Here is a 21,749-nt window from a genome sequence, read left to right on the forward strand (position 1 = left end):
TTATTACTTATAGTTTTCTCGGCAGGGGAATGGCACCAACCAAGGAGAATGTCTTTAAACCCAAATCCTTGAAAAAGAAAGCTAAGAAATAGATTTTTTGTTGGAAGGGGTAGTTGACTGGGCTGCCTGCTTGCTTAATAAAGGAGACGGAGATGGAACGTTATCAATTAAACAATGGTGTAGAGATTCCGGTTTTGGGCTTTGGAACTTGGAAGGCTCAAGATGGTGAAGAGGCCTATCAGGCGGTGCTAACAGCACTTGAAGCAGGCTACCGACACATTGATACTGCGGCTGTTTATAAGAATGAGGGAAGTGTGGGTAGTGCAATCAAAGGCAGTGGTATACCGCGAGAAGAGCTCTTTATTACGACCAAGCTCTGGAATGGTAATCATACTTATGAGGAGACTCAAGGAGCTTTTGCCCGCTCCTTAGAGCGTTTGGAGCTGGACTATCTGGACCTCTATCTTATCCACTGGCCCAATCCAAAACCTTTGCGGGAGCAGGACGCTTGGAAACAGCGCAACGCAGAGGTTTGGCGGGCTATGGAAGACCTCTATCGGGAGGGGAAAATCCGAGCTATCGGTGTCAGCAATTTCCTGCCTCACCACCTAGAGCCTCTGCTTGAGACAGCGCGTATTTTGCCTGCGGTCAATCAAATTCGTCTGGCGCCTGGTGTCTATCAGGCTGAAACAGTGGACTATTGTCGTAAGCATGATATTCTCCTAGAGGCTTGGGGTCCCTTCGGTCAAGGGGAACTTTTCCGCAATGAAGAAGTCAAGGCTGTGGCCGATAAATACGGCAAATCTGTCGCCCAAATCGCTCTGGCTTGGAGCCTGCAAGAGGGCTTCCTGCCCCTGCCCAAGTCGGTTACGCCTGAGCGAATCAAGAGCAATCTGGACTGCTTTGACATTACCCTCAGTCCAGCAGACCTAGAAGTGTTGAAAAACATTCAAGGTCTTGAAGGCGGCGCTCCAGATCCAGATAAGATGGATTTTTAGATGATGATTGACTGAAACTGTAATCAAAACTTTCTCTTCTGTGCGATAAAGAAATCAAAGGGCTGATTGAGGAGGTTATTGAGCTACTGGGAGTGGGAAGATAAGGAAGAAAAGAAGCAGTCAAGGCTTCAGTCAATATCATTTATCAACGTCCTACTCCAATCTAGGAGTCGAATCGTCTTCCTTACTAAAATTTAGAGGGAATCTAGCTTTCAGATAGTCCTATTTATGAAAATTTCCAAATAATCTATCCCTCGAATGACAGGATTTACTAAAATTGATTGGCATTCTATGTCTAGGATGACACTAATCACTAAAGTTTCTAGGTATTCTAAGTCTTGAATGATCGGATGATTCGCTTTTTATAGACAAATAGTCCCCGTCGGAAGGTTTACTAGCAATCAGATGGGGATTTTTGCTGTCTTTTTTCTTTGAAAAAGAGGAAAATGCTCTTTCGGGTTTTAAAAATAACATTTCAGAGTAGCCTTGTCAAAGATTTATCACCACATGCTATACTTGTTTTATCATGTTTTTGGAAAGGATTATTATGACAAAAACCTACACCATTCGCCCCCTGCCTTACAGCAACTTTACTAACCGTGAGTTTGAGAGCTTGATGACGGACTCTCATCAGGTTCTTACTAGCTTTGCCAAGTCCTACAAGGATGAGGCTATGTATGATGATCATCTTGAAGTCTTTGACAGTAAGCTGGAGCAATTCCAAGCCCAGTTGGCCAGCGTAGAAAATAAACAAACCTTGAGTCTAGCAGAAGTGGATAAGGAGCGGGACAGTGCCCTAGTCGGACTGTTTACCTTGCATAGGGGCTTTGCCAAAATCAAGGAGCCCAATCTCAAAGCTGCCCACGAAACCCTAACGCCAGTCCTTGCGAAGTATAAGGACATCACCAAGCATACCAACGATGTCGCAACTGCTGAAATCAAGAGTCTCCTCAAAACCCTCAAGGAGGAACCTTATGATGCAGCAGTGACTACCTTGGGTCTTCTGCCGATGCTTACCGCCGTGGCAACAGCTCAGGAAGACTATGACCGGGCAGAAACTCTGGCGCGTGCAGCCAAGTCCAGCAAAGAAGTCGGCAAAACCAAGCAGTTGCGTACCGAGCTCTCCCGTATCTATGACCTCTTTATGCGCTATACCGCAGCCTCCGCAGAAGCCTATCCCGAAAAACTCCACTTTGCTAAACTCCTCAAAGACCTCAACACCATCCGCGACAGCAAGCGTCGCCTATCCAGTCCAAGCAAGAAAGCAAAAACGGAACAAGTGGCAGAGATGGCAGGGTAAAGTCAATCCCTTAGAATGATTTCTAGGGGATTTTTGGTGGTTTCGTGGTATAATTCTATCAAAAGAAACCTACACAAACTTGATGAAACTGCAGGTGAGTGAAAAATGGGAAGCGAATTATTATGAACGAAGAAAAATTATTGGGAAATATATCATTTATACTTTCTATTACAAGAAACGATGGAAGCAAAGCAAATTTTATATATAATAACTAATTTTACCGACGATTTTGATAATTCTGAGATATTCATACCACTTTTCCCGTTTTTATCATCAATTTGTTTAGGCTGGATTGAGAAGTTTCAAGAACAAGGAATCATTTTAGAATTACCAAACATCAGAGATGTAAACCTTGTAACCATGATGAAAAAAATTAGAATTGGCGTGAAGCTCTATTCTGATAATAAATTTGCAAAAGCTTGTAATAAGTTAAGTAATAGTGCGGTTGAAAGAAAGCGCCTATTAGAGTCGAACTATAATTTTTATCAAAAATTTTTTGTTTATTGCTTTGTGCAGCACGATTTGGGAGTTTTACTATTGATGATATTCCTTATGGAAACATTAGTCAAATGAGTATATATTTTGAGGTTAAATAAATTTACAACTATAGAAAAGTGGGAACAAGAAATAGAACCAATTTTTATTGATTATTCTCGTGATCTGTCTGCTTTTATCAATTCGGTCACTTCAAATTTTGAAAAAGATTTTAATTTAGATCCAGCAATGAAACTGGATATTTCAAGTTGTAAATTAAGACATATTGATAAGTTTTTAATGGATAACAGAAGGCAAGATATTTTACTAGGGAATCTGCCACTTGAAGTTCAATTACAGTTATTCAATATTCTATGTCAGAACAATTTTCTAAATAGCTTATTCCCGAAAGTATTCTAAAATAAAGGTAATATATTCTATCGTTCAAAAATCCAATCTTATCTAGTTAGCGTCAATTCTTTATCAAAAATTCTAAGTAAATATTCCAAAAGTATTAATTCTGGTTTAGCAGAAAAAATACAAACTACTATTTACGTAAAAGGTAATATTTTCTTAGAGATAGTCAATTTAGAAATAATATTTTTCATTATTCTATTAAAGAAATTCCTTATTCCCAGTTTTCAACTCCGGACAATTATTTTAGGGATTTTATTGAGTATTATGTAGATATTAATTTTGACAATTTCATGAAAATAGTTGATGAAGAGATAGATAAAATTAATGAAGTTGTTGAGGAATTAATAAAATATAGATAAAGGAGAATTATTGTGGTTGATACTATTTGGATTTTGGGAATGGTTTTGATATTGTGATGGTACGAAAAACGTCTTTTCTTTATGTGTGCTAAACGAAAGAATGCTAGAAGATAATTGAAAAGTTAGGGAGAAGAGATGAATTTATTGACTATTAGAGGATTTATTGGTACAATTTTACTATTTTGTATGTATTATTTTCTAAAAAAGATTCGGATGAAAATAATTTAAGGCTTTATTTGTCCTGATATACAACATAAATCTCAGGATATATTGAATATTTTAAACGATGAATATTCTTCAAAATTTAATAAACTATTAGATGAAAAGGGTATATCAATTGATAATTAAATGAAATTTGGAGTATAGGTGATAGAAATTATTATGGATAAGGTAGATATTTGTCAAAACTTGGGTAATTTTTTAAATTCACAGTTTATCAGTTCAACGCTTGGAGCATTGGTTGGTGGTGGGATAGCTGTGTATGTCGCACATATCCAGAATAAACAACAAACAAAGCAATTACAAGAAGAACATAAGCTACAACGAGAATATTTTGATAAACAAGAGGAAAACGAACGAGAACGCATCTTCTTACAATTTACGATTGAACGAGCTGAAAGATCTTATCAAATTTTGAATGAGTTGAAAAAGGCTGAGACAATGTTTCGTGATGAGGGGATATGGTTTGTCGAAAATGTTGCAGAGAAATTGGATTTCAAAACTGAGTTCGTTAAATATTATTATAAACACTTAATTAATAAATATTATCACTATATAGATTTAAGAGATGATTTGTTATTAAGTATCGTCATTCAAGATGATGTCAAACTTTCTCAGTTAAAAACAGCAGTTAATGAGGAAGTTGTCCTATTTAGTAATTTTTTTGAAAAAATTTCTAAGGTAAATAACTTTGATGAATATACAAAAATTGCCGATGAATTCTCGGAGAAAACGAGATTAATTGAAAAATGTGATGAATTTAAAACCTACTTAACTAAATATATTAGGGATAGTACATTTAGATTAGTAACCCCAGAAAAAATGGCTGAAAAGATATTAAAACAAACAACGGGAAATTCAAAAATTCAATTTGAAATTGTGAGAAAGCAAGAAATGAATGAACAAGGTAAAAAATAGATTTGAAAACTTTAGTGAAGAGTGCAAGAAAGAAAAATTAGACACTTTTGTTGACTTTTTTTGATACCCAATGTAAAATAAAATATTTTCCTTTTACAAATTTCCTATTTCTTGCTATAATGTTTTGTATGAAAGAAGTCTCATGCAATTACTTGCTAGCGAGTCTGGGATGGTGGAAGCCAGATAAGAGCTAAATGAAGATGGAGCTTTCGGTAAATTTTAGTCCTTGATGTTATCTTAAGGCTATATTAACAATGAAGTAATAAACTAGGGTGGAACCGCGTTTTGACGCCCCTATGCAATTTGTGTAGGTGTCGTATCGATGCAGTTCCACTTTTTTGATGATAAGGGATAAGGAGTTATAAATGTCTAAAAAATTAACCTTTCAGGAAATTATTTTAACGTTGCAGCATTTTTGGAATGAACAGGGCTGTATGCTCATGCAGGCCTATGATAATGAAAAAGGTGCTGGAACCATGAGCCCATATACTTTTCTTCGTGCCATTGGACCTGAGCCATGGAATGCGGCTTATGTAGAGCCTTCACGTCGCCCAGCAGACGGTCGTTATGGGGAAAATCCAAATCGTCTTTACCAGCACCACCAGTTTCAAGTGGTGATGAAACCAAGTCCAAGCAATATTCAAGAACTGTATTTGCAGTCTTTGGAGTTATTGGGAATTGATCCGTTGGAACATGATATTCGTTTTGTCGAGGATAATTGGGAAAATCCTTCAACAGGTTCTGCAGGCCTAGGCTGGGAAGTATGGCTTGACGGTATGGAAATCACGCAGTTTACTTATTTCCAACAGGTCGGTGGTTTGCCTACCAACCCAGTGACATCTGAGGTTACCTATGGTTTGGAGCGTCTGGCATCTTATATCCAAGAGGTGGATTCTGTTTATGATATTGAATGGGCTGATGGCGTAAAATACGGAGAAATCTTCCGCCAACCAGAATTTGAACATTCAAAATACAGTTTTGAAGTGAGTGATCAAGCTTTGCTGTTGGCTAATTTTGATCATTTTGAAGCTGAGGCTAAGCGTTGTTTAGAGTATAATCTCGTTCACCCTGCTTACGATTATGTTTTAAAATGTTCGCACACCTTTAATCTATTGGATGCTCGCGGAGCTGTTTCGGTGACGGAGCGGGCAGGTTACATTGCTCGGATTCGCAATTTGGCACGTATTGTTGCTAAAACTTTTGTGGCAGAGCGCAGACGACTAGGCTATCCATTATTAGATGAAGCAACACGTGAGAAATTATTGGCTGAGGAGGAATAAAAATGACAAAGAATTTATTGGTTGAGTTAGGGCTGGAAGAAATGCCGGCCTATGTCGTAACACCAAGCATGAAGCAATTACGTGATAAAATGGCAGCCTTTTTAACAGACAATCGTTTAACTTTTGATAAGATTGAAATGTTTTCAACTCCTCGTCGCTTGGCTGTGCGCGTGTCCAATCTAAGTGAAAAGCAAACAGATTTAACAGAAGATTTTAAAGGACCAAGCAAGAAGATTGCTTTGGATGCAGATGGAAATTTCACTAAAGCCGCGCAAGGTTTTGTTCGTGGAAAAGGCTTGACTGTTGAAGATATCACATTCCGTGAAGTCAAAGGCGAAGAATATGTCTATGTGACCAAGCAAGAAATCGGAAAACCTGTTGAAGAATTGATTGACGGAGTTGTTGATGTGCTGACTTCACTAAGCTTTCCGGTCAATATGCACTGGGGGAGCAATACATTTGAATATATCCGTCCCGTTCATACCCTAACTGTGTTGTTGGACGATGAGTCCTTTTTGATGAATTTGTTCGATATTGAAAGCGGACGGACAAGTCGGGGTCATCGTTTTCTCGGTCATGAAGTGAAGATTCAGTCAGCAGATTCTTATGAAGAGGACTTGCGCAAAGTTTTTGTCATTGCCAGCCCAATGGAACGCGAAAACATGATTTTGGATCAAATCAAAGAAATCGAGAAAATGCACAATGTTCATGTGGAGATTGACGAAGATTTGCTGGATGAAGTGCTGAATTTGATTGAATACCCAACCGCTTTTATCGGACGTTTTGACGAGCGTTACCTAGATGTACCTGAGGAAGTCCTTGTGACTTCCATGAAAGTCAATCAACGCTACTTTGTTGTTCGTAACGAAAATGGCAAGCTACTTCCATATTTTGTATCGGTACGTAACGGAAATGCAGAACATCTCGAAAATGTGGTCAAAGGGAATCAGAAAGTGTTGGTAGCTCGTTTGGAAGATGCAGAATTTTTCTGGCGCGAAGACCAACGATTGGTTATTTCTGATTTGGTTGAAAAGTTGAAAAATGTGACCTTCCATGAAAAAATCGGCTCTCTAGCAGAGCACATGGAGCGAACAGCAAAAATTGCAGCCCTTTTAGCAGAAAAAGCTCAGTTATCTAAGCAAGAAATGAAAGACGTAGCGCGAGCTGCAGCTATTTACAAGTTTGATTTGTTGACTGGTATGGTTGGTGAGTTTGATGAGCTGCAAGGTATCATGGGGGAAAAATATGCCCTGCTTGCAGGAGAAAACACAGCAGTAGCTAAAGCCATTCGGGAGCATTATTTGCCAACTGCCAGTGACGGTGAATTGCCAGACACGAAAGTTGGTGCCATTTTAGCCATTGCAGACAAGATGGACACGATTCTTTCTTTCTTCTCAGTCGGGCTTATTCCAAGCGGTTCAAATGACCCTTATGCTCTTCGTAGAGCAACGCAAGGTGTCGTGCGTATTCTTGATAAATTTGGTTGGCACATTGCTTTAGATGAATTGGTAGAAGAGATTTATGCGCTGCAATTTGACAGTCTCACATATAGCAATAAAGAACAAGTGCTTGATTTCTTCCGTGCACGTATTGAAAAAATGATGGACAGCGATGTTCCAAAAGATATCGTGTCTTCTGTTTTAAATAGTTCAACCTTTGTTGTACGTGATCTGGTCGAAGTAGCTACACTTCTAGCAGAAAAAGCACAAGAAGATTCTTTCAAATCGTCGGTCGAAAGTTTAGCACGTGTCTTTAACTTGGCAGAAAAAGCAGAAACGGCTAGTGTTGTGGACGAGAGCCTCTTTGAAAATGCCGAAGAAAAAGCTCTTCATGCAGCAGTAGAAAACTTAACGTTATCTGATGACTTAGCAGATAATATTGAGCAACTCTTCGCTTTAAGTCCAGTGATTGATGATTTCTTTAACAATACTATGGTTATGGCTGAAGATGAAGCAATCCGAGCAAATCGTTTGGCACTCTTAGTTGCCTTAACAACAAAAGCCAAAAAAGTGGCACAATTTAATCAAATCAATACAAAATAATCCAAGGAGGGAAAAATGGAACCAAAGAAAATTGAACGCATCAATGAACTTGCCAAAAAGAAAAAAACAGTTGGCCTAACGCCAGAAGAAAAAGTAGAGCAAGCTAAATTGCGTGAAGAATACATTGAAGGCTATCGTCGTAGCGTTCGCCACCACATTGAAGGGATTAAAATTGTGGATGAAGAGGGAAATGACATCACGCCAGAAAAACTTCGCCAAGTCCAACGTGAAAAAGGTTTGCACGGTCGAAGTTTGGATGACCCAAATTCGTAATAAAGACAACAAAAATCGCTGAGAATGTTTCTCAGCGATTTTTGCTGGGCTATTTTGTAATATCTTCAAAATGGTCAAATGTTTGACTGTCAATAACTGCCATTAACAATTCGTCCTTTTTAAAGGTATAGTCAGGTGATGTATCAATGTTGAGAACACCGTCGGGCATTTCTCGAAAACCAATGATATTGAGGTTGTAGTTTTGACGAAGTTTTAATTGGGCTAAATTCTTACCAATCCAAGACTGAGGTGGATAAAATTCGATAATAGATACATTTTTATCTAGTTCAATGACGTCAGTCGTAGCTTGATGCAGGATATTTTTTGCAAGTGAAATTCCTGTTTCACGCTCAGGGGAGATACAGCGATCTGCTCCGACCTTTAGCAGCACTTCACGGGTTGTTTTACTTTTCACCTTGGCAATTACTTTTTCAACGCCTAATGATTTGCAGTGCATGACGGCAAGGACACTCGATTCTAGATTGTCACCAGTAGCGACCACTACCGTATCACAGGTATCAATTCCTGCAGCTTGCAGCAAATCATGGTCTGTAATATCGCCGACCACGCCTCGTGCTAAAATGGGTTCAAAATGGTTGATGACATCTTCATGATCGTCAACAGCGATAATATCGCAGTTGTATTTACGGAGCGTGTTAATGATACTGCGACCAAAAACTCCTAGTCCCAGTATGCCGATTGTTCGTTTATCCATAAGATTCCTTCCTATCCAATAATAATATTTGCATTGGCAAATTTAATTGTGTCTTTTTTCTTCGGTTTTTGATTGGAAAGACTTACAATTAAGGTCAATGGTCCGATACGTCCGATAAACATCAAAAACATAATCACCGTTAAGGCGGCATGATTTAAAGTAGGCGTTAGATTTGCCGTTACGCCTACCGTTCCAAGAGCGGACATGGCTTCAAACATTAAGTAAATAAAACGATATCCGTTATCAGCGACCATAGTCAAAAAAGTCAAGCCAATGATAAAGGTTGTTGTAAAGACAATCAAGACACTAAAGGCTTTTTGAATGGTAGAGGGAGAAAACGTATGGTGTCCAAAATTAGTATGAGGCAAGCCAAGGATTTCCGTTCGGGCAAAGGCTAATACGACCAAAAAAGTAGTGATTTTCAGTCCCCCTGCTGTTCCTCCGGGAGCACCCCCTAGAAACATTTGAATGATGTAAAGGAGAAGTGTCACTGGGCGAGCTTGTGTATAGTCAATTGTTGCAAAGCCGGCCGTCCGCATGGTGACGGTTTGAAAGAAGCTGACTAAAAGTTTCTTTTCAAAGGGAAGTCGACCAATAGTAGCTGTATTTTGATATTCTGTCAGAAATGTCAAGCAGGTTCCACTGATTAAGATGAAAGCTGTTAAAGCAAGAACCAATTTTGTGTGAAAGCGTAATTTCCGCTTGTGTCCTTTTGTCTGAATATTTGTTTTTAAGTCAAACCAAACTGAAAAACCCAAGCCTCCCATGATAATCAAGGCAGCAATGGTCAAATTGACCAAGGCATCTGTTTTATAAGCTAGCAAGCTAGTGCTTCCTAAGTTGTCAAATCCAGCATTACAAAATGCAGAGATAGCAAGGAAAATGGAGGTTAGAAGTCCTTTTCCCCATCCTAAAAGGGGGACAAAGCGAAAACTGAGGATAAATGCTCCAAGAGCTTCAATGCTGAAAGTAATGAGAAAAATGGAGCGAAGAAAGTCGCGAATAGAATTTGTCTCATCTCGACTAAGACTTTCTTGTAAAGTAGTACGATTGGAAAAACTGAGTTTCTGATTGGAGCGGACGTAAATCAGCCCGATGAAGCTAATCAGCCCCAAACCACCGATTTGAATAAGAAGCATGCAGATAATCTGTCCCCAAATATTGTAAGTATCTGCAACAGACTGCGTAAAAAGCCCCGTCACACAAACCATTGAAACTGATGTAAAGAGGTGGTCAAAATAATTAGCTTTAGAAGTCGCTGTCTGCATAAAAGGCAGATTTAAAAGAAGAGAGCCCACCACAATTACAAGGGCAAAGCTCAATAAAATGCGCCTAGCAGGAGATAATCTTGATAAAAAATGTGACATTCGTATCTTCCCTCATAGAATAATGACTTTATTTTACCACAAAGCAGCTTAAAAGACGAGAAAGAAGGCACAAGAAGTCTAGTCCTTCTTTAAAAGTTTTCGACCGAAAAATATGCAACCAGCAATCACTGCCACATCTATCCAGAACAAGATCGGATCTGTCAAGGTGAAGAAAAAGTAGAAGGAAATGATAAGGAGAATTGCTAGAAGAGGTAAGATAATTTTTTTGTATTGTTGAAGTTTCATTTGAATGTAGCCTTTCTATTTTTTACTTATTCCAAAAAAGTGTGTTTAGGTCTGTCTTTAAAGCTAGTGCTAGGTTAATGCAAAGTTCTAGTGTTGGGTTATATTTGTTGTTTTCAATCATGTTAATTGTCTGCCGCGAAACGCCAATTTGTTTGGCAAGGCCTCGTTGCGAGAGTCCTAGATTTTTTCGGAAATCTTTCACGCGATTCATGCATTTCTCCTTATCCTAGTGTCAAATATAAGTGACTTTTGTCCTTTTATTATAAATATACTTGTGAAATATGTCAAATATAATTGACAAAAAACTTTACATGATTCTAAAATTCTTTTTTTAAATCTTTGTGGTATAATAGTAAAGATATGACAAATGAATTTCATCATGTAACAGTTCTTCTGCACGAAACCATTGATCAACTTGATATAAAACCAAATGGAGTCTATGTTGATGCAACATTAGGTGGAGCAGGACATAGTGAATATTTATTGAGTAAATTAGGAAAAAACGGTCATCTATATGCTTTTGATCAAGATCAGACTGCTATTGAGCATGCTCAAAAACGCTTAGCACCCTATGTGGCGCGAGGAATGGTGACTTTTATCAATGACAATTTTCGTCATTTAAAGGCTCGTTTGAATGAGCTAGGTGTTGAAGAAATTGATGGTATTTGTTATGATTTAGGAGTTTCGAGTCCGCAACTTGATGAGCGTGAGCGTGGCTTTTCCTATAAACAAGATGCCCCGCTTGATATGCGAATGAATCGTGAGGCAAAGCTAACAGCTTATGAAGTAGTTAATCAATATAGCTATCATGATTTGGTGCGGATTTTTTTTAAGTATGGAGAAGATAAATTTTCAAAACAAATTGCTCGTAAAATTGAGCAAATGCGTGAAAAGAAACCGATTGAAACCACTACGGAGTTGGCAGAGATTATTAAATCTGCTAAGCCTGCCAAGGAATTAAAGAAAAAAGGTCACCCAGCTAAACAGATTTTTCAAGCCATTCGTATTGAGGTCAATGATGAGTTGGGAGCGGCAGACGAGTCCATTCAACAGGCGATGGATTTGTTAGCGGTTGATGGGCGGATTTCTGTGATTACTTTTCATTCGTTAGAAGACCGCTTGACCAAGCAACTTTTTAAAGAGGCATCAACAGTGGATGTGCCGAAAGGCTTACCATTTATTCCAGAGGATTTACAACCTAAAATGAAATTGGTTACTCGAAAACCTATTTTACCAAGTAAAGAAGAACTAGATAACAATAATCGCGCGCATTCAGCCAAGCTGCGTGTAGCGCAAAAAGTACATAAGTGAGGATTGAGATGGCAAATAATAGACCAAGAACGACTAGTCAGATACTTCAGGCGCGTATCCAAAAATTTTCTCGTGTTGAAAAGGCATTTTATGGCGCTATAGTCTTGACAGCGGTTATCTTAGCAACCAGTGTTGTCTTTATGCAAACAAAATTATTGCAGGTGCAACGTGATTTAACGACTGTCAATTCAAAAATTGAAGCAAAGCGCACAGAACTAGATGATGCTAAACAAGAAGTAAACGAATTGATTCGTAGTGAACGTTTGTCAAAATTAGCGAGTTCGCAAGAAATGACTCAGAATAATGAAAATATCAGAACGGCGGAGTAGAGTATGAATGGACTCAGAAGACGAATTTTAAACCATGCTTTGAAAAATCGTAGGAATCCTGGTTACAACCGTAGACGAGTAGGGAAAAATCTAAGCGTTTTGACGGTTTTTGTCTTTTTTGTTTTCCTAATCAATTTTGCAATTATCATTGGAACGGGAAAGAAGTTTGGTGTGAATTTAGCTGAACAGGCAAGTCAAGTGCATCAAATCACAAAGATCGTCCCAGCTAAACGTGGAACTATTTATGACCGTAATGGTTTGCCAATAGCTGAAGATGCAACTTCTTATAATGTTTATGCTGTTATTGATAAAAGCTATAAGTCAGCAACAGGAGAAATTCTCTATGTAGAAGAATCTCAATACGATAAGGTAGCTGATGTATTTAACAAGTATCTTGGTATGGACAAGGACTACGTCAAAAAACAACTATCTCGAAAAAAATTACAACAAGTTTCGTTTGGTGCTCAAGGAAATGGTATCAGTTATAGCAATATGAATACCATTCGTGAGGAATTGAAAAAAGCGAAAGTAAAGGGAGTTGATTTCACAACTAGTCCAAATAGAAGCTATAAAAATGGGAATTTTGCTTCAGTATTTATAGGATTAGCGCAACTTCAGGAAAATAAAGACGGTAGCAAAATGCTTGTTGGGACGACAGGTTTAGAAGCCGCTTTAAACAAGACATTAGCCGGAACAAATGGGGTTATCACCTATGAAAAAGATAAAAACGGAAATATAGTACCGGGATCTGACAAGGTTTCAAGGCAAACACAAGATGGAAAAGATGTTTATACAACCTTATCTTCAGACCTACAATCTTTCCTTGAAACACGGATGAATGCTTTTGTGGAAAAAGCTAAGGGAACTTATGCCAGTGCCACATTAGTCAGTGCAAAAACTGGAGAAATTCTAGCAACGACGCAGCGTCCAAGCTTTGATGCCGATACGAAGCAAGATCTGACAAAAGACTTCGCTTGGTCTAGTGCTCTCTATCAAAATCAGTATGAACCTGGCTCAACGATGAAGGTTATGACACTAGCTGCAGCTATAGACAATAACACTTTCCCAGAAAATGAAACGTATAATAATAGTGGCTTACAAATTGCGGATGTAACGATTCGAGACTGGAATGTCAACATGGGACTTTCTGAAGGACAGACATTAACCTATGCTCAAGGCTTTGCTCTTTCTAGTAATGTGGGAATGGCTTCTCTTGAGAAAAAAATGGGTGACGAAAAATGGCTAGACTATCTTAGCAAGTTTAAATTTGGACTACCTACACGCTTTGGAATGAATTATGAAGATTACGGTGGTCTTCCGGCAGATAATATCGTTACGTATGCAATGAGTGCTTTTGGTCAAGGGATTTCAGTTACTCAGATACAAATGTTACGTGCTTTTTCTTCCATCGCTAATGACGGTGTAATGGTTGAACCAAAATTCATCAGTGCAATTTATGATTCCAAAAGTGGGAGTGCGCGTAAGGCTTCTACAGAAATTGTCGGGCACCCTGTTTCTAAAGATGCTGCTAAGTCAACGAGAGACCATATGGTGACTGTCGGTACAGATCCTATTTACGGAACCTTATATAGCAAGGCAGAAGGTCCGATTATCAAAGTGCCTAATCAAAATGTGGCAGTTAAATCCGGTACAGCACAAATTGCCGGAGAAAATGGCAGTGGTTATCTGACAGGGGCAAATGATTACATCTATTCTGTTGTGGCAATGACACCAGCAGAAAATCCTGATTTTATCATGTATGTAACTCTGAAACAGCCCTCAGAATCTTTCCAACCAATCTTCTGGAAAGAAGTTGTCAATCCGGTGCTAGAAGAAGCTGCAGCGATGAAGGATACGTTGAACTTGACGACGCAATCACCTGTTTTAAAGTCAGTTTCAAAAGAAATAACTTATAAAATGCCCTCTACTAAAAATACCAGCTCTGGTGATTTAGCGGATGAGTTACGACGCAATCTTGTACAACCTATTATCCTAGGTACTAGTAAAAATATTAAGAAAGTGTCTGTAAAAACAGGTGAAGCACTGAAATCCAATCAGCAAATCCTTGTCTTAACAGATGACTTTACTGAAATGCCGGATATGTACGGTTGGACCAAGAAAAATGTTGAAACATTCGGTGAATGGTTGGGCATAAAAGTGCATGTTAAGGGCAAAGGCTCTAAAGTCGTTGCCCAAAGTGTTAAAACCAACGCATCACTCAAGAAAATAAAAGAAATAACAATTACATTAGGAGATTAGCATGTTACAAGCTATCGTTGCAGGTGTTGTGACCTTTATTCTAACTCTGGTTGGAATACCTGCTTTTATTCGTTTTTATCATAAAGCCCATATTTCTGGGCAACAAATGCACGAGGATGTGAAGCAGCACCAAGCAAAAGCGGGAACTCCAACCATGGGTGGGACTGTTTTCTTGCTAGCTTCCGTTTTGTCTAGTTTTGTGATTGCGCTTATATCAAGAGAACTCTCAAGCGCTGCCTTGATGATATTGTTTATTCTTGTTTTGTACGGCATTGTTGGTTTCTTAGACGACTTTTTAAAAGTTTTTCGCAAAATAAATGAAGGCTTAAATCCTAAGCAAAAATTAGCTCTTCAAATTATTGGTGGTATTGTTTTTTACTTCTTCTTTGACACCCACGGTGGAGGCGATTTGCTTAATGTTTTTGGTTTCCCACTTCATTTAGGTTATCTTTATATCGCTTTTGCCCTCTTTTGGTTGGTTGGTTTTTCCAATGCAGTCAATTTAACAGATGGTATTGATGGATTAGCCAGCATTTCTGTTACAATCAGTTTGACAGCTTATGCAGTTATTGCGGTGGTTCAGCATCGTTTTGATATTTTAATTGTCATTTTGAGTATGATTGGCGGTCTGCTTGCCTTCTTCATTTTCAATCATAAACCAGCTAAAATTTTTATGGGTGATGTAGGGAGCTTAGCACTTGGTGGTATGTTAGCAGCCATTTCGATGGCGCTTCATCAAGAATGGACGCTGCTCATCATTGGAATTGTCTATGTCTTTGAAACAACTTCGGTTATGATGCAGGTTTCTTATTTCAAATTGACCGGCGGCAAACGTATTTTTCGGATGACACCAGTTCATCACCATTTTGAACTGGGAGGTCTATCAGGGCATGGTAAAGCTTGGAGTGAATGGAAGGTCGATTTCTTTTTCTGGGGAATTGGTCTTGTAGCTAGCTTACTAACACTTGCAATTTTATATTTATAAGAGAAACGAGGTGGGGACAATATTATTTCTGCCTCGCTTTTTTGTGATGAAAACTTCGTCCCTACCTCACTAGTCTTCTAGATTGCTGAATAACCACCCCTCTGAGAGATGAGATTAGAAACTAAAAAATGCAAATTTTATCTCTGGATGTCTCTTTTTTGTTTTTAAATAGCAGAAAATCCGAAAAATATATTAAAAAATCATGATTTTTCTTGTACTTATACGAAAAAAGTGTATAATAGGTTCAATATTTAGTTGAAGGGGGAGAGTAGTTGCTATCTTCATAAAGTAGAATGGCTTATTTTTTTAACTTTAAAAGAATGTTTATTCAATTTGAGTCAAAAGATAAATTTATTATTTTTGCTTCTTTATGTATTTTGCGGCTTATTTTAATCATATTATGTAGCGAATAACTAGTATTTTGAATAAATAATATTTTCTGTCAAAAACAGCTCTTTACTTTTTGAAACTATTTCGGTATAATATTCAATGTAACAAGATGTGACATTAGAGGAGGTTTATCTATGAAATCATCAAAATGGATTATTGCAACAGGAGTTGTGCTAAGCGCTGGAATCCTATTATCAGGTTGTGGCAAGTCAGCTTCTAGCACATCAACTTATTCATACGTGTATACACAAGATCCAGACACGCTAAATTATCTGATGGCGAACCGTGCGACAACTTCAGATGTTGTGACTAACTTAGTTGATGGATTATTGGAAAATGACCAGTACGGAAATTTAGTTCCGGCGCTTGCTAAGTCATGGACAGTCTCCAAAGATGGCTTGACATATACGTATAAATTACGTAAAGATGCTAAATGGTACACATCAGAAGGTGAAGAGTACGCAAGTGTAAAAGCGCAAGACTTTGTAACTGGCTTGAAATACGCCGCAGATAATAAATCAGAAGCTCTTTACCTCGTTCAAGATTCTGTCAAAGGTTTAGATGCTTACATCAAGGGTGAAACGAAAGATTTTTCAACGGTTGGAGTAAAAGCTCTAGATGACTATACAGTACAGTATACACTCAGCCGTGCAGAGACTTATTGGAATTCAAAAACGACCAATAATATCCTCTTCCCAGTTAATGCAGATTTCTTGAAATCACAAGGAAAAAATTTTGGTTCTGTAAAACCAACCAGCATTCTATACAATGGTCCTTATCTATTGAAGTCTCTGACAGCCAAGTCTTCTATGGAATTTGCTAAAAATCCTCATTACTATGATAAAAAGAATGTTCATTTGGATAACATTAAATTGACATATTATGACGGCTCTGACCAAGAAGCCCTTATCCGTAACTTCACAGATGGTGCCTATAGTGCAGCTCGTCTTTATCCAAATAGCTCTAGTTTTGCTTCTGTTAAGAAACAATATGCTAACAATATCATCTATAGCTTGCAAGATGCGACCAGCTACTATTATAACTTTAACTTAAATCGTCAGTCCTATAACCATACATCGAAGAAAACAGATGCTCAAAAGACTGCGACCCAAGAAGCGGTGCTAAATAAAGCTTTCCGCCAAGCTATCAACTTTGCCTATAATCGTACTTCTTATGGTGCACAAAGTAATGGGAAAGACGGAGCGACAAAGGTATTGCGGAACACACTCGTGCCACCAACATTTGTTTCTATCGGTGATAAAACGTTTGGTGATGTTGTGTCTTCTAAGCTGGTAAACTATGGCTCAGAATGGTCAAACATGAATTTGGCTGATGCACAAGATGCTTATTACAACCCAGAAAAAGCTAAAGCAAAGTTTGCTCAAGCTAAAGCAGAACTGCAAGCAAAGGGTGTTCAGTTTCCTATCCACTTAGATGTACCAGCTGATCAGACAAGTAAAATTGGTGTTCAATGGGAAAGTTCCATGAAACAATCTGTTGAGTCTGTCTTAGGCACAGAAAATGTTGTCATTGATATTCAACAAATGAGTTCAGATGAATTAAATAATATCAGTTATTTTGCTAATACAGCTGCTCAAAAGGACTATGATTTGTATAATGGTGGTTGGTCTGGTGACTATCAAGACCCATCTACTTATCTAGATACTTTGAATATAAAAAATGGTGGTAGTTTACAAAACTTTGGTCTGGAACCAGGTCAAGAAAATGATAAGATTAAGACAGTTGGACTGGACACATATACAGAGATGCTAGCAGAAGCAAATGCTGAAACCAATGAAGCTACACGCTATGAAAAATATGCCGAGGCACAAGCATGGTTAATCGATAGTGGCTTGACAATGCCAAACCTCTCTCTTGGAGGAACACCGTCCGTGACGAAAACAGTTCCATTTAGCCGTTCTTACTCATTAGTTGGAATCAAAGGTGCTTCAAGCAGTTACTTTAAATATGTCAAATTGCAAGACAAAATTGTAACAACAAAAGAATACGAAAGTGCTAAAAAGAAATGGCTAAAAGAAAAAGAAATCTCTAATAAAAAAGCACAAGATGACTACGAAAATCATGTGAAATAAAACAAATGTAAGAAACTTCTATGAACGATAAGCTTCGTAGGAGTTTCTTTTTGTTGTTCCTATCTAAAGAACCTATATCGAAGAAGTCTCAAACAAGAGTTGACATTAGGGAGTGATTTTAAGTGCTGACAGATACATTTTTTCAAAAAATTTTCTTGACAAGGAGTTTCTATCCTGTTATACTAATAAGGTACTCAATCGCGGGGATGGCGGAATTGGCAGACGCGCAGGACTAAGGATCCTGTGACCGCTTTAGGTCGTGAGGGTTCAAGTCCCTCTCTCCGCATCAGGTAAGCTGGCTTCGGCCGGTTTTTTGTTTCATTATTTTTGAAATGTGAGGAAAGAAAAACAGTTTTATAAGAGAAAGCGCTTAAAAGATTAGGAAATGCTGGTATTTTTTCCTAAAAAGTGATAAAATAAACAATGTAAATGGGAAAACCCATAAAAATAAATAGGAGGCCTAATACTAATGGCAATCGTTTCAGCAGAAAAATTTGTCCAAGCAGCTCGTGACAATGGTTATGCAGTTGGTGGATTTAATACAAACAACCTTGAGTGGACTCAAGCTATCTTGCGTGCAGCAGAAGCTAAAAAAGCTCCAGTTCTTATCCAAACTTCTATGGGTGCTGCTAAATATATGGGCGGTTACAAAGTATGTAAACTTCTCATCGAAAACCTTGTAGAATCAATGGGAATTACTGTACCAGTTGCTATTCACCTTGACCATGGTCATTATGAAGATGCACTTGAATGTATCAAAGTTGGTTACACTTCAGTTATGTTTGATGGTTCTCATCTTCCAGTTGAAGAAAATCTTGAAAAAGCTCGCAAAGTGGTTGAATTTGCGCATGCAAATGGCGTGTCAGTAGAAGCTGAAGTTGGTACAATCGGTGGTGAAGAAGATGGTATCATCGGTGATGGTGAATTGGCTCCAATCGAAGATGCAAAAGCAATGGTTGAAACTGGAATTGACTTCCTTGCAGCAGGTATTGGGAACATTCATGGACCATACCCAGCTAACTGGAAAGGTCTTCACCTTGACCACTTGCAAAAATTGACAGAAGCTGTTCCTGGATTCCCAATCGTACTTCACGGTGGATCAGGTATTCCTGACGACCAAATCCAAGCAGCTATCAAATTGGGTGTTGCTAAGGTAAATGTAAACACTGAATGTCAAATTGCCTTTGCAAAAGCTACTCGTAAATTCGTTGCTGAATACGAAGCAAACGAAGCAGAATACGATAAGAAGAAACTCTTTGACCCACGTAAATTCTTGAAACCAGGTTTCGAAGCAATTACAGAAGCTGTTGAAGAACGTATTGACGTATTTGGTTCAGAAGGTAAAGCTTAATCGCTTACTAAATAGACAAGAAAATCTCGCCTTGTGCGGGATTTTTGTTTTTCTTTGAGTTATTTGATTGAATGTAGTGTGGGATTTATTATTTTTTCTTTTCCTCTTGACAAATCAAATTTGCATGCTAGAATAGATTTATACGTTTATTTCGCCGATTTAGCTCAGTTGGTAGAGCAACGCACTCGTAACGCGTAGGTCGTAGGTTCAAGCCCTATAATCGGCATCATTGAAGGTCTTCATTGAATTGAAGGCTTTTTTTGTTATTTATAAAGTGTTGTTGCGTAAAAAGGTGCTAGAATCTGGTCAACTTATGAAAAAGCAAGGAAGTTATTCAGATTTCACGACCACTTGCGTCTCGAAATGAACCACTTACTGAAAACCGCTTGAATTTCACGAACCAATTGTTATAATAAAATAAAGAAAAACGAGGGGAGCGTTTATGAAAATTCGAGTTGAGCTAGATTCTAATCTGGAAGAAGCAGAAATTATCATTAAGGCACCTCGCTTTGATGAACAGATAGAGCGCATTCAGCGTTCTCTGGAAGAAGTTGCTAAGCCGTCTATTCTTTTTTACAAAGATACGAGCGAATATTATGTTGATTTAGCAGATATTCTCTTTTTTGAGACAGAGGGAAATAAGATTTTTGCGCATGCTCGAAATAATGCTTATGAAGTCAAACTGAAATTGTATGAGCTGGAAGAATGCTTGCCGCGGTATTTCTGCCGTATTTCTAAGTCAACGATTACGAACATTAAAGCAATTTATTCATTAGAGAAGTCTTTTTCAGGGACCAGCAGTATTCGCTTTTATGATACCCATAAGCAAGTGCATGTGTCTCGGCATTATTTTCAATTCTTAAAAGAAAAATTAAGTGAAATGAGGTAAATATTATGAGAAAAACATTGTTTGGAGTGGGGCTTTTGGTATTGGCGGGATGGGTGCTGCTACAAGGAAATTTTGGCATTCCAGTTATGGATTTTAATTTTTGGCCGATGCTCGTTGTACTGGGCTTTGCTTACTTTGCGATTGAAAATTTTTGGAGAGGAAATTTATCTGGTGGGGTTATTTTAGCCATTATTTCCTTAATCGTTGCAAATAGTAGCTATCACTTTTTGCCAATCTCATCTGGAACGATTTTCTTAGCAGGGATTCTGGCTTCTATTGGTATTGGCTTAATTTTCAAACCAAAACGGATTTGGGGTGTTTATCGTGGTTCAAATGATCATCGCATTATAAATGGGGATATTAATTTTGGAAGTGGTACGCGCTACATCAATTCGGAAGATTTTACCTATGAAACGCTAGATTGTACCTTTGGTAATGCCACAGTTTATTTTGACAATGCCACGATTAAAGGTGATTCCGCTACTTTTGATGTTGATGTATCTTTTGGGAATGCAACGTTATATGTGCCTAGTAATTGGCGTGTAGAGTTGGATGTAGATAATGCTTTCGGCACAGTTACCAATCCCCGTAACATCAATGAGAAAGACAAGACCCTCTATGTAAAGGGAGATGTATCTTTCGGTCGTTTGGGAATTATCTATATTTAAGACTGATGGATTGGGCTGCCTTGGCTAAATTTTGAAATATAGAGAAAATAGTCTTGCAAAATCTTAAAAATTGTGATAAAATTTTACGGTATGTGGTATAAAGCCCGTGAAACTAATCAGGAGGACAAGTATAAATGGCAAAAGTATGTTACTTTACAGGTCGTAAAACTGTATCAGGAAATAACCGCTCTCACGCAATGAACCAAACAAAACGTACTGTGAAACCAAATCTTCAAAAGGTGACAATCTTAGTTGATGGTAAACCTAAGAAAGTTTGGGCTTCAGCACGTGCCCTTAAATCAGGCAAAGTTGAACGCGTTTAATTTATGAAGAATCGGACCTCTGGGGTCCCTTTTCTTTTTGTACAAGAAAATAGATTTTTTAGGTCAAGGAAAATCCCCAACATTGACTGAATCCTTTCTAATTATGTACTCTCTCTTTTACAGTCCGCGTAAAATATGGTAAAATAAACTATAAAATACTTTTGAGGTAGAAACTATGACTGTAAAAATCAATACAAAAGATGGTCAAATCGAACTGACAGATGATGTCATTGCGACAATTGTTGGTGGGGCAGCAACTGAAATTTTTGGTGTTGTTGGAATGGCCAGTAAAAATGCCATTAAAGATAATTTCCAAGCTTTATTAGGCAAAGAAAATTATGCGAAAGGCGTTGTAGTAAAAACAACGGAAGAAGGTAGCATTGCTGTTGATGTTTATACAGTTTTGAGCTATGGTACCAAGATTAGCGAAGTGTCTAAAAATATTCAAGAGCGTGTGAAATTCAGTCTTGAAAATCAGCTTGGAATTACTGCTGAAACAGTAAATGTCTATATCCAAAATATTAAAGTTGTAGGAGAATAATC

21 protein-coding genes and 2 tRNA genes are annotated in these 21,749 nt (G+C 38.0%); 20 read left to right on the forward strand and 3 right to left on the reverse strand.

Going from position 1 to position 21,749, the window contains the following annotated elements; genetic code table 11:
• Positions 1-152: 152 nt before the first annotated feature.
• The 8 genes from EHW89_RS01580 to EHW89_RS01610 all read left to right on the forward strand — a co-directional run bounded on the left by EHW89_RS01580 (position 153) and on the right by EHW89_RS01610 (position 8,280).
• Positions 153-998, forward strand: coding sequence for an aldo/keto reductase (locus tag EHW89_RS01580; protein ID WP_126466487.1), 846 nt, complete (start codon positions 153-155; stop codon positions 996-998).
• A gap of 547 nt (positions 999-1,545) precedes the next feature.
• Positions 1,546-2,298: a DUF6261 family protein gene (locus tag EHW89_RS01585; protein ID WP_003025945.1), complete on the forward strand. Its 753-nt coding sequence runs from the start codon at positions 1,546-1,548 to the stop codon at positions 2,296-2,298.
• Positions 2,299-2,478: 180 nt separating this feature from the next.
• Positions 2,479-2,871, forward strand: coding sequence for a hypothetical protein (locus EHW89_RS09470; protein ID WP_224785098.1), 393 nt, complete (start codon positions 2,479-2,481; stop codon positions 2,869-2,871).
• 9 nt (positions 2,872-2,880) lie between these two features.
• On the forward strand, positions 2,881-3,192 hold the full coding sequence (locus EHW89_RS09475; RefSeq protein ID WP_004224255.1) for a hypothetical protein: 312 nt from the start codon (positions 2,881-2,883) through the stop codon (positions 3,190-3,192).
• Between the two features lie 737 nt (positions 3,193-3,929).
• Positions 3,930-4,685, forward strand: a complete 756-nt coding sequence (locus EHW89_RS01595) for a hypothetical protein (protein ID WP_003025943.1) — start codon at positions 3,930-3,932, stop codon at positions 4,683-4,685.
• Positions 4,686-5,050: 365 nt separating this feature from the next.
• A complete protein-coding gene (gene glyQ / locus EHW89_RS01600) occupies positions 5,051-5,965 on the forward strand; it encodes a glycine--tRNA ligase subunit alpha (RefSeq protein WP_049493571.1) in 915 nt (304 codons plus the stop codon).
• 2 nt (positions 5,966-5,967) lie between these two features.
• Entirely contained in the window at positions 5,968-8,007 is a 2,040-nt protein-coding gene (glyS, locus tag EHW89_RS01605; protein ID WP_126466488.1) for a glycine--tRNA ligase subunit beta, read from the forward strand.
• 15 nt (positions 8,008-8,022) lie between these two features.
• On the forward strand, positions 8,023-8,280 hold the full coding sequence (locus tag EHW89_RS01610) for a DUF896 family protein (protein WP_003025937.1): 258 nt from the start codon (positions 8,023-8,025) through the stop codon (positions 8,278-8,280).
• 49 nt (positions 8,281-8,329) lie between these two features.
• Here the strand turns inward: EHW89_RS01610 and EHW89_RS01615 are convergent, their stop codons facing one another.
• From EHW89_RS01615 to EHW89_RS01625, 3 genes are all read right to left on the reverse strand, one after another.
• Positions 8,330-8,995 (reverse strand): potassium channel family protein, encoded by a 666-nt coding sequence (locus tag EHW89_RS01615; RefSeq protein ID WP_003025935.1) that lies wholly within the window; start codon positions 8,993-8,995, stop codon positions 8,330-8,332.
• A gap of 11 nt (positions 8,996-9,006) precedes the next feature.
• Positions 9,007-10,362, reverse strand: a complete 1,356-nt coding sequence (locus tag EHW89_RS01620) for a TrkH family potassium uptake protein (protein ID WP_126466489.1) — start codon at positions 10,360-10,362, stop codon at positions 9,007-9,009.
• Between the two features lie 268 nt (positions 10,363-10,630).
• Positions 10,631-10,819, reverse strand: a complete 189-nt coding sequence (locus tag EHW89_RS01625; protein WP_126466490.1) for a helix-turn-helix transcriptional regulator — start codon at positions 10,817-10,819, stop codon at positions 10,631-10,633.
• A 149-nt stretch (positions 10,820-10,968) separates the two neighbouring features.
• Here EHW89_RS01625 and rsmH point away from each other — a divergent pair, with 149 nt between their 5' ends.
• The 12 genes from rsmH (at position 10,969) to EHW89_RS01685 (ending at position 21,747) form a co-directional block, all read left to right on the forward strand.
• Positions 10,969-11,919: a 16S rRNA (cytosine(1402)-N(4))-methyltransferase RsmH gene (gene rsmH, locus EHW89_RS01630; protein WP_126466491.1), complete on the forward strand. Its 951-nt coding sequence runs from the start codon at positions 10,969-10,971 to the stop codon at positions 11,917-11,919.
• A gap of 8 nt (positions 11,920-11,927) precedes the next feature.
• A complete protein-coding gene (ftsL, locus tag EHW89_RS01635) occupies positions 11,928-12,248 on the forward strand; it encodes a cell division protein FtsL (protein ID WP_126466492.1) in 321 nt (106 codons plus the stop codon).
• A 3-nt stretch (positions 12,249-12,251) separates the two neighbouring features.
• Complete coding sequence (gene pbp2x, locus EHW89_RS01640) at positions 12,252-14,507, forward strand: penicillin-binding protein PBP2X (RefSeq protein ID WP_126466493.1); 2,256 nt, start codon at positions 12,252-12,254, stop codon at positions 14,505-14,507.
• A gap of 1 nt (position 14,508) precedes the next feature.
• Positions 14,509-15,492 (forward strand): phospho-N-acetylmuramoyl-pentapeptide-transferase, encoded by a 984-nt coding sequence (gene mraY, locus EHW89_RS01645; RefSeq protein ID WP_101749743.1) that lies wholly within the window; start codon positions 14,509-14,511, stop codon positions 15,490-15,492.
• 524 nt (positions 15,493-16,016) lie between these two features.
• Positions 16,017-17,975, forward strand: coding sequence for a peptide ABC transporter substrate-binding protein (locus tag EHW89_RS01650; protein ID WP_126466494.1), 1,959 nt, complete (start codon positions 16,017-16,019; stop codon positions 17,973-17,975).
• 200 nt (positions 17,976-18,175) lie between these two features.
• Positions 18,176-18,261, forward strand: a tRNA-Leu gene (locus tag EHW89_RS01655).
• A gap of 183 nt (positions 18,262-18,444) precedes the next feature.
• Positions 18,445-19,326, forward strand: coding sequence for a class II fructose-bisphosphate aldolase (locus EHW89_RS01660; RefSeq protein ID WP_003025917.1), 882 nt, complete (start codon positions 18,445-18,447; stop codon positions 19,324-19,326).
• Positions 19,327-19,479: 153 nt separating this feature from the next.
• A tRNA-Thr gene (locus EHW89_RS01665) sits at positions 19,480-19,552 on the forward strand.
• A 216-nt stretch (positions 19,553-19,768) separates the two neighbouring features.
• Positions 19,769-20,215: a LytTR family DNA-binding domain-containing protein gene (locus EHW89_RS01670; protein WP_126466495.1), complete on the forward strand. Its 447-nt coding sequence runs from the start codon at positions 19,769-19,771 to the stop codon at positions 20,213-20,215.
• Positions 20,216-20,220: 5 nt separating this feature from the next.
• The gene (locus EHW89_RS01675) at positions 20,221-20,883 is read left to right on the forward strand and encodes a LiaF transmembrane domain-containing protein (protein WP_126466496.1); all 663 of its coding nucleotides are present in this window, start codon (positions 20,221-20,223) and stop codon (positions 20,881-20,883) included.
• A gap of 134 nt (positions 20,884-21,017) precedes the next feature.
• Positions 21,018-21,206, forward strand: a complete 189-nt coding sequence (rpmB, locus tag EHW89_RS01680; protein WP_003025909.1) for a 50S ribosomal protein L28 — start codon at positions 21,018-21,020, stop codon at positions 21,204-21,206.
• Between the two features lie 175 nt (positions 21,207-21,381).
• Entirely contained in the window at positions 21,382-21,747 is a 366-nt protein-coding gene (locus EHW89_RS01685) for an Asp23/Gls24 family envelope stress response protein (RefSeq protein WP_003025907.1), read from the forward strand.
• Positions 21,748-21,749: the final 2 nt, after the last annotated feature.

The sequence above is a fragment of the Streptococcus periodonticum genome, assembly GCF_003963555.1.
GTDB classification, from domain to species: Bacteria; Bacillota; Bacilli; order Lactobacillales; family Streptococcaceae; genus Streptococcus; species Streptococcus anginosus.

Bases quoted from the DNA above. Each gene is read 5' to 3' on its own strand.
- EHW89_RS01580 (WP_126466487.1), top strand. From the start codon at position 153: ATGGAACGTTATCAATTAAACAATGGTGTAGAGATTCCGGTTTTGGGC.
- EHW89_RS01585 (WP_003025945.1), top strand. From the start codon at position 1,546: ATGACAAAAACCTACACCATTCGCCCCCTGCCTTACAGCAACTTTACT.
- EHW89_RS09470 (WP_224785098.1), top strand. From the start codon at position 2,479: ATGGAAGCAAAGCAAATTTTATATATAATAACTAATTTTACCGACGAT.
- EHW89_RS01595 (WP_003025943.1), top strand. From the start codon at position 3,930: ATGGATAAGGTAGATATTTGTCAAAACTTGGGTAATTTTTTAAATTCA.
- glyQ (WP_049493571.1), top strand. From the start codon at position 5,051: ATGTCTAAAAAATTAACCTTTCAGGAAATTATTTTAACGTTGCAGCAT.
- glyS (WP_126466488.1), top strand. From the start codon at position 5,968: ATGACAAAGAATTTATTGGTTGAGTTAGGGCTGGAAGAAATGCCGGCC.
- EHW89_RS01610 (WP_003025937.1), top strand. From the start codon at position 8,023: ATGGAACCAAAGAAAATTGAACGCATCAATGAACTTGCCAAAAAGAAA.
- EHW89_RS01615 (WP_003025935.1), bottom strand. From the start codon at position 8,995: ATGGATAAACGAACAATCGGCATACTGGGACTAGGAGTTTTTGGTCGC.
- EHW89_RS01620 (WP_126466489.1), bottom strand. From the start codon at position 10,362: ATGTCACATTTTTTATCAAGATTATCTCCTGCTAGGCGCATTTTATTG.
- EHW89_RS01625 (WP_126466490.1), bottom strand. From the start codon at position 10,819: ATGAATCGCGTGAAAGATTTCCGAAAAAATCTAGGACTCTCGCAACGA.
- rsmH (WP_126466491.1), top strand. From the start codon at position 10,969: ATGACAAATGAATTTCATCATGTAACAGTTCTTCTGCACGAAACCATT.
- ftsL (WP_126466492.1), top strand. From the start codon at position 11,928: ATGGCAAATAATAGACCAAGAACGACTAGTCAGATACTTCAGGCGCGT.
- pbp2x (WP_126466493.1), top strand. From the start codon at position 12,252: ATGAATGGACTCAGAAGACGAATTTTAAACCATGCTTTGAAAAATCGT.
- mraY (WP_101749743.1), top strand. From the start codon at position 14,509: ATGTTACAAGCTATCGTTGCAGGTGTTGTGACCTTTATTCTAACTCTG.
- EHW89_RS01650 (WP_126466494.1), top strand. From the start codon at position 16,017: ATGAAATCATCAAAATGGATTATTGCAACAGGAGTTGTGCTAAGCGCT.
- EHW89_RS01660 (WP_003025917.1), top strand. From the start codon at position 18,445: ATGGCAATCGTTTCAGCAGAAAAATTTGTCCAAGCAGCTCGTGACAAT.
- EHW89_RS01670 (WP_126466495.1), top strand. From the start codon at position 19,769: ATGAAAATTCGAGTTGAGCTAGATTCTAATCTGGAAGAAGCAGAAATT.
- EHW89_RS01675 (WP_126466496.1), top strand. From the start codon at position 20,221: ATGAGAAAAACATTGTTTGGAGTGGGGCTTTTGGTATTGGCGGGATGG.
- rpmB (WP_003025909.1), top strand. From the start codon at position 21,018: ATGGCAAAAGTATGTTACTTTACAGGTCGTAAAACTGTATCAGGAAAT.
- EHW89_RS01685 (WP_003025907.1), top strand. From the start codon at position 21,382: ATGACTGTAAAAATCAATACAAAAGATGGTCAAATCGAACTGACAGAT.